The following is a 13,247-nucleotide window of genomic DNA, read 5'->3' as shown; positions in this document are numbered from 1 at the left end:
TCTTGTTGTTAGATCGCCCTGCGAGCGACCATCTTGATCTCGTCGCGGACGATGCCGAGATCGTTGAGCTGGCGGTTCGACAGGCGACCCAGCTCGGTAACCGTCTCGCGGTACACGCGCCAGTTACGATAGTTGCGGATCAGGTTCATTGTCGTTCTCTTTTCAAAACTGGTTCGGGCCATTTGCGGCCCGAAGGATTAGACCGCCTTGCGGGCGACGTAGTGAATGTCGCTGCGGCTGATGCCGAGATCGGTCAGTTCACGGGTGCTCAGGCGGCTCAGCTCGGACACGGTGTCCCTATAGCGGCGCCAGTTGCGATAGTTGCGGATCAGGTTCATGGTAGTCTCGTTTCGTCTTTCTTTCGGATCATTCCGTCTTTGTGTGCACCGTGAAAATAGGTGGGGTCATATCGATTTAAAAGCGCTATTGGTGCATGGCAGCAATGCAAATTGTGCAATGCAGCATTAACGCGCGTCCAGTTTTCCGCCCAGATCGGAAAATGCCGTTAGGTCAAACGCTTGGCCGGACGAGCTAAAAGAACCAAGGAAAGGGGGAGGGGCATGGCGAGCTATTCGTCACGGGTCAGGTCGGATATCGCGCGATGGCAGCAGGCCGGCCTGATCGACGCGCCGACAGCCGAGGCTCTAACGCGCGACGTCGAGGCAAACGAACGCAAATCGCTGAGTTTCGGCTCGATCCTGGCGATGATGGCGGCGCTGCTGTTCGGCGCGGCTATCCTGATCTTCATCGCCGCCAACTGGGAAGTCATCCCGCGGCTGGTGCGGGTCGCGGCACTTTTTGCCGTTATCCTTGCCGGCTATGTCGGCGGCGCGATGTTGAAGATGCGCGACCATGCGGCGATCGGCGAAGCACTGTGGATCGTCGCGGCTGCGGCATTCGGCGGTTCGATCGCGCTGATCGGCCAGATGTATCATTTGTCGGGCGACGAGGCCTCGGCCTTGATCACCTGGGGCGCCGGCACGACGCTAGCGGCGGTGGCGCTGCGCTCAAACCCACTGACCGTCGCTGCCGTCGGCATCGCCGATGCCTGGCTATTCCTGAGAGGGTTCGACTACTTCCGGCGCACGGAATTTCCGCATCTCTTCGTGGTCATGGCGCTAATACTGTTCGCCGTTTCGTTCTGGACGCGCAGCCAGGCGGCGCGCCACCTGATCATCCTGTCGGTCCTTTTCTACCTCGTGCTGTTGGCCATGGAATACGACACGCTGCAAGTCGCCATCCCGCTCGTTGCCGCGTCGGTGCTGCTTTTTACCGCTGCGATCTTTGCTGCCGGGCCGGTCGAGAGGGTTTTGCAACTCGGCGGCAGGTTGACCTTGCACGCGCTGATCGGCTTTCTCACCGGACTGGCGATGATCCAATTCGAACTGGCGGATGAAAGCAGCTACAATAGCGGCTTCGCCATTGCCTCGGCTGTTGCGCTGGCCGGCATCATCGCGGCGATCGTGCTGGGCGGCCGCGAGAGCCGGGGACTGCGCTGGGTTGCCTATGCGGGCTTCGCCTTCGAACTCGCCATCATCTATGTGGTGATGCTGCAATCAATGCTCGACACGGCAGGCTTCTTCCTTGCGGCGGCGGTGCTGCTCGCCGTTCTTGCTTTCATTATCATCCGCATAGAAAGGCGCATGAACGCCTCGAACATGACAGGAGCGGCGGCATGATGACCGGCAAAAGACTGATCATCTCGGCGCTGGTCCTGGCGCTCGTCCAGATCGGCTTTCTGAGCTGGATCATCGCCGGACGCGCGGCGATCCTGCGCGATGGCAAGCAAGTCCTGCTCAAGGTCGAGCCGATCGATCCGCGCGATCTCTTGCGCGGTGACTACATTCTGCTCGGCTACGACATTTCACGCATACCGGTGAAACTGATCGGCAACATTCCGGCCGGCAAGCTTTCCAGCGAGGAAACGTCGATCGTGGTCAGGCTGAAGCAGGGCGCCGATGGCTATTGGGGGCCGACCGCGGCCTGGTTCGGGCAAGCGCCGGCGCCGGCAGCATCCGATGAAGCCGATATCGTCGGACACGTCTCCGAGGGCTGGAATATCAGCCAGGGAGCAACGACGATCGCGCCGGAGTACGGCATCGAGCGCTTCTATCTGCCGGAAGGCGAGGGGATGGCGATCCAGAACGACATGCGTGTGCGGCCGTTCGGCATCCGCGTGGCGATTGCGGCCAACGGCACGGCGCAGATCAAAGCGCTGATGGATGGCGACAAGACACTATTCGAGGAGCCGCTTTACTAGATCGCGCCACGGCCTTGGCAATGATCCTCCTTCGCCAAGGCTTCGGAGGAGCTTCGAGTGGCCTGCCACCCGAAGCTCGAAGAGCGAAGGGTGGTGCGGATGAAGGGACTCGAACCCCCACGCCTTTCGGCACTGGAACCTAAATCCAGGGCGTCTACCAATTCCGCCACATCCGCATTGCCCGGCCAATCCCATGTAGCCATCATTCTGTCAATGTCAGGGCTGATATCGGTATCCTTGGCCGGAATGCAAAGATGGTTGAAAATCAGCGTCGCCTGTGACAAAAGGCGTGTCGAATGTGACGGGACGCGACGATCCGCTTCTGCAGAATGTGATAAGAAGTAGGAAAAACAAAGACTTATTCACGTTTTGGAGCGTATTTCTGGAGGATTTGTGCCGCGTTGAGCGGACAGATCGCCAAGTCCCGCACCAAAAGCCATTCCCGGCAAGATCATACCGGCAGGCTGTAAACGGCAGGGGCCGTTTGACGGCCTCATTGGTGGAAACAAAGGTTTTATGATGCAGGTCACCGAAACGCTCAACTCCGGTCTCAAGCGCGAGATCAAGATCACCGTGCCGGCCGGTGACATGGAAGCCAAGCTGATGGCGCGGCTCTCCGATGCCAGGAACAAGGTCCGCATCAACGGCTTCCGCCCCGGCAAGGTGCCGGTGCAGCATCTGCGCAAAGTCTACGGCAAGTCGTTCATGGCCGAAGTGGTCAACGAGATCCTCAATGACTCGACCCGTTCGATCATCACCGGGCGCGGCGAAAAGGCCGCCATGCAGCCCGAAGTGATCATGACCGAGGACGAGAAGGAAGCCGAGAAGATCCTGGCAGGCGGTGCCGATTTCGAGTTCCGCCTGAACTATGAGGTCATTCCGCCGATCGAGATCAAGGATTTCTCCGACATCAAGGTGACGCGCCAGGTGTTCGACGTGCCGGATGAAGAGATCGACGAGCAGGTCAAGCGTGTCGCTGAATCCGCCCGCACTTACGAGCCGAAGACCGGCAAGGCCGCCGAGGGCGACCGCGTGACCATCGATTATGTCGGCAAGATCGACGGCGAAGCCTTCGGCGGCGGCGCCGGCACCGATCAGCCGCTGGTGCTCGGCTCGAAGGAATTCATCCCCGGCTTCGAGGACCAGCTGGTCGGCAGCAAGGCCGGCGACGAGAAGCAGGTCACGGTTACCTTCCCGGAAAACTACCAGGCGGCGCATCTGGCCGGCAAGGAAGCCACTTTTGACGTGACGGTCAAGGAAGTGTCGAAGCCCGGCGCGCTTGAGATCAACGACGAGATGGCCAAAAATCTCGGCCTTGAATCGCTGGAGCGCCTGCGCGAGGTGGTGCGCGGTCAGATCGAGAACCAGTTCGGCTCGATAACGCGCCAGAAGGTCAAGCGGCAGTTGCTCGACCAGCTCGACGCTGCCTACTCGTTCGAGGCGCCGTCCAAACTCGTCGACGCCGAGTTCAACAACATCTGGAACCAGGTCAATCGCGATCTCGAAGCTGCCGGGCGGACCTTTGCCGACGAAGAGACGACGGAAGAAGAAGCGCGTGCAGAATACATGCGGCTTGCCGAGCGCCGCGTGCGTCTCGGCCTGGTTCTCGCCGAAATCGGCGAGAAGGCCGGCGTCACGGTGACGGACGAGGAATTGCAGCGCGGCCTGTTCGAGCAGGTGCGTCGCTATCCGGCCAACCAGCAGCAGGAGGCCTTCGAATTCTATCGCAACAATCCCGAAGCGCTGAACACGTTGCGCGCGCCGATGTTCGAAGAGAAGGTGGTCGACCATCTGCTCGGCCAGATTTCGGTCACCGACGTCAAGGTCAGCAAGGAAGAGCTGCTGGCCGACGAGGAGGATACGGAGACAACCAAGGCCAAGCCGGCGAAGAAGGCGGCTGCGAAAAAAGCGGACACCAAGAAGGCCGACGACGACGCTGAAGAGCCGAAGAAAAAGGCCGCGCCGAAGAAGAAGGCCGCCAAGGACGCTGAATAACGTCTCTGCTGAATTCCGAAAGGCCGCCTTCTCGAGGCGGCCTTTTTCGTTGTGGCGCAGACGCAACGGATTTCACGCATCTGGCGGTCGAGGTAGCGATATGAAGCTTTGATGATTATCTGCGCTGGGTTGCTGACCGCAGCGGTTGTTGGAGGCATCGTTGAGACAGTTCTTCGGTATTGGAAGCGTGGCGGCGGCGTTCCTGCTTGCGTCGGTCTGCGGCATTGCCCAGGCTGATACGGTTCTCGACAACTGGCGGTTCGACAAGAGCAGCGATGGCCTTGTCACCGCCTCGCTTTATGCGACCAACAAGCTCATCACCGGCGGCGGCGCATTGAGCTACAGCCCGGTTTTGACGATCGCGTGCCGGACCGCCGGCGAACCGCGTTGGAGCGAATGGCTGCAGCTGAGCGACACCGTTTCCGCCAGCCGAACCATCGCCATGTCGGTGACTGTCGGCCAATCCGGCAAGCTCAACGAAAGCTGGTCGGTCGGCCCGCGCAGCAGGATGCTGGTCCGCGACGGTGCCGACGGCATCAGGCGACTGATTGCCGCGGACCGGCTGCTGCTGTCCTGGCGGTTCGGGCTGCTGTCGGGGCGCGGCAAAGCCGAGTTTGACCTCACCGGAGTTGAAGAGGCGATCGGCCGGATCGCCGCCAGCTGCAACACCAAATTGCCTTGAGCAGATTGTCCGCATTAAACCTTGGCACGGCCGAACTCTATCTGCCGGCCGGGTTCCGTGGTATGTAGGTGCCGCAACCCCAGGCAGTGGATATCCGTTCTGCCATTCAAGAGCGCATGCCAGCGGACTAAATGTCGGCCTGTGCAGGTCAGCCAGGGCAAATTGGCGATCAGGGAGGAAATGCCATGCGTGCCTTTGTGTTTTTTGTCATCATGTCCGTCGCCACCGTAATTGCCGGCCCCTCGCGGGCACAGGATGCCGCGGCGGGTGAGAAGGTCTTCGCCAAATGCAAGGTCTGCCATATCGCGGACAAGGATCAGAACAAGGTCGGCCCGTCCTTGAACGGCGTCATCGGCCGAACGGCCGGCACGCATCCAGGGTTCAGCTATTCCAAGGCCATGACCGAGGCCGGCAAGTCCGGCGTCAAATGGGATGAGGCCACGCTGACGACCTACCTTCACGATCCCAAGGCGATGGTCAAAGGAACCAAGATGGCATTCCCCGGCCTCAAGAAGGACGAGGACGTCGCCAATGTCATTGCTTATCTGAAGCAATTCTCCAAATAGCCCGGCTCTTCCGCCGGATCTTGGTATAGCAAACAGGTCGAGGCATAGCCTCGGCCGCAATCTGCCGGCAGTGTCGGTGGGGAGGGCGACTCGTTGCAAAAAAGACATTGGCCGGCTAGGCTGCCATTCCCATCGGTGGTCGTCTGAATGTCGACTGAAGAAAGCCGTCTCAAGGATACCGGCATCCGCCTCTCGGAGGCGACGGCGGGTGATTTCTTTGCGCTTTTGAAACCACGCGTCATGGCGCTCGCCGTGTTTACTGCCTTCGTCGGCCTGATGATGGCGCCCGGCGTGATGAATCCAGTTATCGCCTTAATTGCCATCGGCGCAATCGCGGTTGGAGCGGGAGCCGCCGGCGCGCTCAATATGTGGTACGACGCAGACATAGACGCCTTGATGTCTCGCACGTCCAAGCGACCAATTCCGTCCGGTCGCGTCACGCCTGGCGAAGCTCTCAGCTTCGGTCTGGTGCTTTCCGCACTGTCGGTCATGACGCTCGGCGTGCTGGTGGGGTGGCTCGCCGCATCGTTGTTGGCGTTCACCATCTTTTTCTATGTCGTTATCTACACGATGTGGCTGAAGCGCTCGACGCCACAGAATATCGTCATAGGCGGCGCGGCAGGCGCCCTTCCTCCGGTGATCGGGTGGGTTGCTGCAACCGGCGCAATCGGCATTGAAAGTCTCATCCTGTTTCTGATCATTTTCCTCTGGACGCCGCCTCATTTCTGGGCGCTGGCCCTTTTCAAGGTCGGTGACTATGCCGCGGCTGGGGTCCCGATGATGCCGAATGTGGCCGGCCAGCACTCGACCAGAAAACAAATCTTCGCCTATTCGCTGCTCTTGGCGCCAATCGGCGTGCTCCCTTGGGGCCTCGGCTTCGCGAGCGGATATTACGGCACTGCTTCAGCCGCGTTGGGTGCAGGTTTCATTTGGCAGGCCTGGAAGGTTCTCGTCGCCGACAAGGAGATGAAGCCGGCAAAGGCGCTGTTTGCGTATTCGATTGTCTATCTTTTCGCAATATTTGCAGCGTTGCTTGCCGACACCATTGTAATGCGAGTGATCGCTTCAGCCGACTATTGACCCGGCTCAAAACATCACATTGGCAGAGCACAAAATCCCAGCAACAGCAGAATAACGACGCCAAGGCCGAGTATGAGAACTGTCCTTCCGTCCATGACCTTCACCTTCGACTAGAAGAGCATATCGAAGAACGGCGTCCGTAGCTAGTCAGGCTACCCGGGACCTCTTACTCCCGGGCCTTCCTACAAAGCGCGACAAGTCCCCCGCATGAGAGTATATTGATCATGGTGCAGGTCGCGGTTTGCGTGGGCCAATCATGCGGAACGGCAGCACCGTAAAACGCGACCTTACCGGACCTGGTCTGGAGGAATGGTCATGGCAAGCTTTCACGTAATAGCAGGCGCCAGCGAGACGCTGGAACACACCAGAATTCGAAAAATCGGTGTCTCCGATCTTTTTGATGCGCTCAGGCGTGGCGTCGATGATTTCATGGTCAAGCCGTCGCACATCGTTTTTCTCTGCCTGATCTATCCGATTGCGGGTGTCGTGCTTGCTGTCTGGACGTCAGGTAACAACACGCTGCCATTGCTGTTTCCGCTTGTGTCCGGCTTTGCACTGATTGGTCCGTTCGCGGCGATCGGCCTCTATGAGATCAGCCGGCGACGGGAAGCCGGGCTCGACGCCTCGTGGAGGCACGCCTTTGAGGTCAGGAGTTCTCCTGCACTGCCGGCTATTGCAGCGGTCGGCGTCATGCTGCTTGCGATCTTTATCGCCTGGCTTTTGACGGCCCAGATATTCTACCAGACCCTGTTCGGCCCGGCGCCGCCGCAATCGCTGTCCAGCTTCATCAGTGAAATATTCGCCACGGGACGCGGCTGGACGCTCATCATCCTGGGTCACGCCATCGGCTTCGTGTTCGCCGCGGTTGTGTTGTGCACCACGGTCGTCGCATTCCCGTTGTTGCTCGACCGCGATGTCGGCGCCTACGAAGCCATCCACACCTCGGTGCGCGTTGTCCTGGCCAACCCGATCGTGATGGCCGTGTGGGGCCTTATCGTCGCCGTCGCCCTGATCGTCGGCTCGCTGCCAGTGTTCGCCGGGTTGGCAGTCGTGCTGCCGATCCTTGGTCATGCGACCTGGCATGTCTATCGGAAAGTTGTGGAATCGCCGCCGGCCACCAGACCGTGAGCTGAAAAAAACCAGCCCTGCGCGCACCGGTGAAAGTGCCGGTGCGGGCAGGTGGGGCAGAGCTTTCAATAGGCCGGGTGGCTGAAACGGGCCTGGCGCGCGTCCTTTGTCAGGTCGCGAAAATCCCTGCCGCTCACATGCACCAGCGTCCTATGATCACCGCCCTCGAAATAGATTTCGGGAGCGTCGCCGAGGCTTTCATCGAGGACCACTGGCACATCATAGGCAGCGCCGATCGGTGGCACAGCGCCGACATCGCAATCGCCGAACAACGAGACCACCTCGTCTTCGGAGGCAAGTCCAAGAGGCTTCTCCATGACATCCTGCAATGTCGCGAGTTCTATCCTGTGCGTGCTTGGAACCACGGCGAGCGCGTAGCCACGATCGTGGTGAACGACCACCGATTTGGCCATTATGCTGCCAGGCACATGTGCCGCAATGGCGGATTGTCTGCTTGTCGCCGTGCGGTGATGCTCGACGGTGTCGTAGGAAATTCCTTTCCTATCGATGAAGTCCTTCAGTCTGGTTGCGATGGTCATCTTGGGCGCCCCTTGCTGGTGTTCGCGACGCATGTGGAAACGCCGGCATCGCCTGTCGTTTCCGATACCAACAGAAATGGACCAGCCGTGGATTGTTTCAAGGCGAAGGCTCCAGGACCGGACGGCCCGGATCCGGATTGCATGTCAGGGCCCGGCCCCGAAAAACGCCATTCGGGTGAGAAGCGTGTAGTCCGCTTCGAAGACCATCATCGTCACGAACACCAGAACCAGCACCGGCGGCAGAATAATTGCATATGCCAGTGCCAGCCGTTCCCAGGCCATGTGCATGAAGATGGCGACGATCAGTCCTGCCTTGAGGATCATGAAGATCAGGATCAGCGACCATCTGAGATAGCCGTGGAGACCGAAATAGTCGACCAGATAGGAGCAGGTGCTGAGGATGAACAACCACGCCCAGACCACCAGATAGAGCTTGATCGGGTGCTCCTGATGAACCTCCGCCGGGGTAACGCCGGTCGTCGTCGCATCATGGGTACGGGCGCTGTCCAGTGCGTGTTGTCCCAGGCCGTTTGCGGTTGCTTCAGCCATGTCCTGCCTCTCACCAAAGATAGAAAAATGCGAAAATGAACACCCAGACCAGGTCGACGAAATGCCAGTAAAGCCCCATGATTTCGACGTTCTCGTAGCGGCCCCTTCGGCTGGTGAAGAAGCCGGGCCGTCCGACATCGTAATCCCCGCGCCAGACCTTTCGCGCCACGATGATCAGGAAGATCACCCCGATCGTCACGTGCGTGCCGTGGAAGCCGGTGATCATGAAAAAGGATGCGCCGAACTGGGCAGCGCCCCAGGGATTGCCCCAAGGCCGCACGCCCTCGGTGATCAGCTTGGTCCATTCGAAGGCCTGCATGCCGACGAAGGTCGCGCCGAGTGCTGCGGTCAAGAGCATCAGCACTGCCGTCTTGCGGCGGTCGCGGCGGTAGCCGAAATTGACCGCCATGGCCATCGTTCCGCTGCTCGAGATCAGCACGAAGGTCATGATGGCGATAAGGATCAGTGGAATGTCGGAGCCACCGATGCGCAGGGCGAAGACCTCGCTCGGATTGGGCCACGGCACACGTGTTGAGATACGCGCGGTCATGTAGGAGAGCAGGAAGCAGCCGAAGATGAACGTGTCGCTGAGCAGGAAGATCCACATCATGGCCTTGCCCCAGGACACGTTTTTGAACGCCCGCTGATCCGAGGACCAGTCGGCGGCGATGCCTTGCCAGCCTGCGGGCCGCGGCTCTGTTCGGCCGATGTGGGCCAGTGTCGTCTCTGCCATCCGCCCGTTCCTCCTAGGTCAGCAACCCTCGGCAAATGTCGATTAAAGTCGAAGCCCAGCCGGCCACAAGCGCAAAGATGGCGAGCCAGACGAAAAGCAGGAAATGCCAATACATGGCGCACAGCTCGACACTGAGCCGAAGCCGCTGCGGCTGCGCTCCGTTCCAGGCGCCGACGCTCGTTCTGCCCAGCCCGACCAGTCCTCCCAGTATATGCAGGCCATGCATTCCCGTTAGCAGGTAGAAGAAGCTGTTGGCCGGATTGGATGCCAGAAAATAGCCATCCGCACTCAGTTCCCGCCATGCCACAAGCTGTCCAATCAGGAAGACGAGCGCCGTGAGTCCAGCGGTGGCGAGGCCGAGCCTGACCATGTCCACTTGACCCTTGCGCGCCGCGAGTGAAGCGCACTGTATCGCGATGCTGCTCAAGACCAGTACGCCGGTGTTAAGCCAGAGCAGGGGCGGGATGGGCAGCGGCCGCCAATCCGACAGCGCCATGCGCATGAAGTAAGCACTGGTGAACAGCGCGAACAGGCAGCCGACGACGGCAAGGAAGACGCCGAGACCGATCTTTGCGGTCGGCAGCGCCGATCGGTCCAGAGCGACAAAATCCCCGGTCATACCTTGCTCGAGCCACGGCTTCGTCATTAGCCGCTGATGGGAAAGCCACCACCCGGCAATACCGGCGATCACGAGCAGGAAGACCAGGATTACGCTCATGCCGGCTCCCTGGAGGGCGCGAAGGAGCCCGGAACGTTTTGCGGTATGAAGTCCTCCTTGGCTCCCGGTACGCTGTAGTCATAGGCCCAGCGATAGACGATCGGCAGATCCTTGCCGAAATTGCCGTGGGCGGGCGGTGTTTCGGGCGTCTGCCACTCGAGCGTCGTTGCCCGCCACGGATTGCCGCCAGCCTCACGGCCATGGCGGATGCTCCAGATGAGATTGAACAGAAACACAATCTGAGCAAAACCGACTATAAAAGCCATGATGCTGATAAACGAGTTCAGGTGGTGGGCCGATTCCGTCATGATCGTCATGTCGGTCAATTCGTTGTACCGCCGCGGCACGCCCATCAAGCCGAGATAGTGCATGGGAAAGAAGATCAGATAGGCGCCGAGGAAGGTGACCCAGAAATGGAACCGGCCCAGTGTCTCGTTCAGCATCCGGCCGGTGACCTTCGGATACCAGTGATAGATCGCGCCGAAGATTACGATGATCGGGGCAACCCCCATGACCATATGGAAATGGGCGACGACGAACATCGTGTCCGACAGCGGAACGTCGACGACGACATTGCCAAGAAATAGCCCAGTCAACCCGCCATTGACGAAGGTGACGATGAAGGCCAAGGCAAAAAGCATCGGGATGGTGAGGTGGATGTCGCCGCGCCACAGCGTCAGCACCCAATTGTAGACCTTGATGGCTGTTGGGACGGCGATGATCAATGTCGTTGTGGCGAAGAAAAAGCCGAAATAGGGATGCATGCCACTGACATACATGTGGTGCGCCCAGACCACGAAGCTCAGCGCGCCGATGCCGACGATGGCCCAGACCATCATGCGGTAGCCGAAGATGTTCTTGCGCGCATGGGTGCTGATCAGGTCGGATACGATGCCGAAGGCCGGAAGCGCCACGATGTAGACTTCCGGATGGCCGAAGAACCAGAACAGATGCTGGAACAGGATCGGGCTGCCGCCGCCGTGCTGCAACTGTTCGCCCATCTCGACGATCGCCGGCATGAAGAAGCTGGTGCCGAGCGCCCGGTCGAGCAGCATCATCACGCAAGCAACGAACAGCGCCGGGAAGGCGAGCAGCGCCATGACGGTGGCGGTGAAAATACCCCAGACAGTAAGCGGAAGGCGCATCAGCGTCATGCCGCGCGTGCGCCCCTGCAGCACCGTCACGACATAGTTCAAGCCGCCCATGGTAAAGCCGACGATGAACAGGATCAGCGAGACAAGCATCAGGATGATGCCCCAGTCCTGGCCGCCTGGCGTACCGGTCATGATCGCCTGCGGCGGATATAGCGTCCAGCCGGCACCCGTCGGTCCGCCGGGCGCAAAGAAGCTCGACACCAGGACCAGCACGGCGAGCAGATAGATCCAGTAGCTCAGCATGTTGACATAGGGAAAGACCATGTCGCGAGCACCAACCATCAACGGGATCAGATAGTTGCCGAAGCCGCCCAGGAAGAGTGCCGTGAGCAGGTAGATCACCATGATCATGCCGTGCATGGTGATGAACTGGTAGTAGGCTTCCGGGGTGATGAAGTCGAATGTGCCGGGGAAGCCGAGTTGCAGCCGCATCAGCCAGGATAGCACCAGCGCGACCATGCCGATCGCTGTCGCCGTCGCCGAATACTGGATGGCGATGACCTTGGCGTCCTGCGAGAAAACGTATTTCGTCCACCAGCTGTGCGGATGGTAGAGTTCCATTTCCGCGACTTCGGCCGGCGGTACCGCATCTGCAGGTGTGATATCGACCATAGGAACACCTCCGTGCCCTTCTCGGCCAGCCCGACAGTTCGGACTTGCCGCATTAACTTCAATCCCGACGGCGCGCCGTCGTTCCGGTTTCCTACTCTGCCGAGCCCATCTGCTGGGGCGCGGACAGCTGCGCAAAAGTCTGCTGCTGGCCAAGCCACGCCAGATAGTCTTCCTGAGTATCGACCATGACCACGCCATGCATCATCGGATGTCCCTGGCCGCAGAGTTCGGCACACAGGACCTGGAAGGTTCCGGTCTTGGTCGGAGTGAACCAGAAATAGGTGACCGAGCCCGGGATCATGTCCATCTTGGCGCGGAATTCCGGCACGTAGAAATCGTGCAGCACATCGATCGAGCGGAGCAGCATCTTGACCGGTTTGCCTACCGGGAGGTGCAGGTCGGCCGCTTCCACTACGACATCGTCCTGACCGTTGGCATCGGTGGCGATGACGCCGAGTGGATTTTCAGCGTTGACGTCGCGAGTGTCGGATGTGCCGAGCTTGCCGTCCTTGCCGGGGAGGCGGAAACTCCATTGCCACTGCTGGCCGACGACTTCGACCTCGGTTGCGTCGCTTGGAACGGTAACGAACCGGCTCCAGACGAACAGGCCTGGAACGAGCAAAGCGGTGACGCCAACCGCGGTGACGACCGTCAGCCAGGATTCGAGCCGCCTGTTCTCAGGTTCGTATGCCGCCTGATTGCCTTCCCGATGACGGAAGCGGAAGACGCAATAGGCCATGAAAAGAACCACGGCGGCGAAGACGACACCGGTGATCCAGAAAGTTATGATGATGGTGTTGTCGATATAGTCCCAGTTCGAGGCAATCGGCGTCCACCACCATGGGCTCAGGAAGTGGAACAACACCGAGCCCACGACTATCAGAACGAGTACAAGCGCAACGGCCATGTCCCGGTTCCTCCCGGTATTCCAAGCGGCGCAAGCCGTCCCGGGAAATACCAAGTGCATCATAACTTGATTTGCGATGAAAATTCTAGAGCCGGCTGTGGGAAGGGCAAAAATACCATTTCGCGGCGCTGGCGGTCCTTGGTTCGGCGGTGATCAGCGGCAGGCCCTCATCTATTTCCAGCTCACCCGCCCGATGCGGCCACGCGGCAAACATCGTCAGCGTGGAGTAGCCGGCAATGGCGGGCACGCCGAATGCGCCTAGCAGAACCACCGGAACGGCGATCGTCGGGGATCCCTCCTCCTGCTCGACCGACAGCTCGACGA

At 59.9% G+C, this 13,247-nt stretch carries 16 protein-coding genes and 1 tRNA gene; 7 read left to right on the top strand and 10 right to left on the bottom strand.

The window, feature by feature from the left end; all coding sequences use genetic code 11:
- Positions 1–8: 8 nt before the first annotated feature.
- Positions 9–149 carry a DUF1127 domain-containing protein gene (locus tag NKH67_RS03210; protein ID WP_023678914.1) on the bottom strand — a complete coding sequence of 47 codons (141 nt, stop codon included), beginning with the start codon at positions 147–149 and terminating at the stop codon, positions 9–11.
- Positions 150–197: 48 nt separating this feature from the next.
- Positions 198–338: a DUF1127 domain-containing protein gene (locus tag NKH67_RS03205; RefSeq protein WP_091596947.1), complete on the bottom strand. Its 141-nt coding sequence runs from the start codon at positions 336–338 to the stop codon at positions 198–200.
- A gap of 222 nt (positions 339–560) precedes the next feature.
- Here NKH67_RS03205 and NKH67_RS03200 point away from each other — a divergent pair, with 222 nt between their 5' ends.
- A complete protein-coding gene (locus NKH67_RS03200) occupies positions 561–1,679 on the top strand; it encodes a DUF2157 domain-containing protein (RefSeq protein ID WP_352500861.1) in 1,119 nt (372 codons plus the stop codon).
- Entirely contained in the window at positions 1,676–2,260 is a 585-nt protein-coding gene (locus NKH67_RS03195; protein ID WP_352500860.1) for a GDYXXLXY domain-containing protein, read from the top strand. Before NKH67_RS03200 ends, NKH67_RS03195 begins: the two co-directional genes overlap by 4 nt.
- Before the next feature lie 91 nt (positions 2,261–2,351).
- Here NKH67_RS03195 and NKH67_RS03190 read toward each other — a convergent pair.
- A tRNA-Leu gene (locus NKH67_RS03190) sits at positions 2,352–2,436 on the bottom strand.
- Between the two features lie 343 nt (positions 2,437–2,779).
- Between NKH67_RS03190 and tig the strand changes: the two genes are divergently transcribed.
- The 5 genes from tig (at position 2,780) to NKH67_RS03165 (ending at position 7,711) form a co-directional block, all read left to right on the top strand.
- On the top strand, positions 2,780–4,255 hold the full coding sequence (gene tig, locus NKH67_RS03185) for a trigger factor (protein WP_352501098.1): 1,476 nt from the start codon (positions 2,780–2,782) through the stop codon (positions 4,253–4,255).
- A 160-nt stretch (positions 4,256–4,415) separates the two neighbouring features.
- On the top strand, positions 4,416–4,937 hold the full coding sequence (locus NKH67_RS03180; RefSeq protein ID WP_352470439.1) for a hypothetical protein: 522 nt from the start codon (positions 4,416–4,418) through the stop codon (positions 4,935–4,937).
- Between the two features lie 212 nt (positions 4,938–5,149).
- Entirely contained in the window at positions 5,150–5,503 is a 354-nt protein-coding gene (locus tag NKH67_RS03175) for a c-type cytochrome (protein ID WP_502893720.1), read from the top strand.
- Between the two features lie 147 nt (positions 5,504–5,650).
- Positions 5,651–6,583 carry a heme o synthase gene (locus tag NKH67_RS03170; protein ID WP_352500859.1) on the top strand — a complete coding sequence of 311 codons (933 nt, stop codon included), beginning with the start codon at positions 5,651–5,653 and terminating at the stop codon, positions 6,581–6,583.
- 315 nt (positions 6,584–6,898) lie between these two features.
- A complete protein-coding gene (locus NKH67_RS03165) occupies positions 6,899–7,711 on the top strand; it encodes a DUF2189 domain-containing protein (protein WP_023678906.1) in 813 nt (270 codons plus the stop codon).
- Positions 7,712–7,776: 65 nt separating this feature from the next.
- On the opposite strand, the gene NKH67_RS03160 is transcribed toward NKH67_RS03165, so the two are convergent.
- The 7 genes from NKH67_RS03160 to NKH67_RS03130 form a co-directional block, all read right to left on the bottom strand.
- Entirely contained in the window at positions 7,777–8,250 is a 474-nt protein-coding gene (locus NKH67_RS03160) for an aminoacyl-tRNA deacylase (protein ID WP_352470443.1), read from the bottom strand.
- Between the two features lie 144 nt (positions 8,251–8,394).
- Positions 8,395–8,799, bottom strand: coding sequence for a cytochrome C oxidase subunit IV family protein (locus NKH67_RS03155; RefSeq protein ID WP_352470444.1), 405 nt, complete (start codon positions 8,797–8,799; stop codon positions 8,395–8,397).
- A gap of 10 nt (positions 8,800–8,809) precedes the next feature.
- Positions 8,810–9,532, bottom strand: a complete 723-nt coding sequence (locus tag NKH67_RS03150; RefSeq protein WP_023678903.1) for a heme-copper oxidase subunit III family protein — start codon at positions 9,530–9,532, stop codon at positions 8,810–8,812.
- A gap of 13 nt (positions 9,533–9,545) precedes the next feature.
- Complete coding sequence (locus NKH67_RS03145) at positions 9,546–10,250, bottom strand: cytochrome c oxidase subunit 3 (RefSeq protein WP_352500858.1); 705 nt, start codon at positions 10,248–10,250, stop codon at positions 9,546–9,548.
- Positions 10,247–12,016, bottom strand: coding sequence for a cytochrome c oxidase subunit I (gene ctaD / locus NKH67_RS03140; RefSeq protein WP_352470447.1), 1,770 nt, complete (start codon positions 12,014–12,016; stop codon positions 10,247–10,249). Before ctaD ends, NKH67_RS03145 begins: the two co-directional genes overlap by 4 nt.
- A gap of 91 nt (positions 12,017–12,107) precedes the next feature.
- Complete coding sequence (gene coxB, locus NKH67_RS03135) at positions 12,108–12,923, bottom strand: cytochrome c oxidase subunit II (RefSeq protein ID WP_352500857.1); 816 nt, start codon at positions 12,921–12,923, stop codon at positions 12,108–12,110.
- Positions 12,924–13,008: 85 nt separating this feature from the next.
- Positions 13,009–13,170, bottom strand: a complete 162-nt coding sequence (locus tag NKH67_RS03130; RefSeq protein WP_352500856.1) for a hypothetical protein — start codon at positions 13,168–13,170, stop codon at positions 13,009–13,011.
- Positions 13,171–13,247 lie beyond the last annotated feature (77 nt).

This window comes from Mesorhizobium sp. M0968 (genome assembly GCF_040319065.1).
GTDB lineage: Bacteria > Pseudomonadota > Alphaproteobacteria > Rhizobiales > Rhizobiaceae > Mesorhizobium.
Note: the sequence above shows the minus strand (reverse complement) of the source record. Positions and strands in the feature narration are given on the sequence as shown.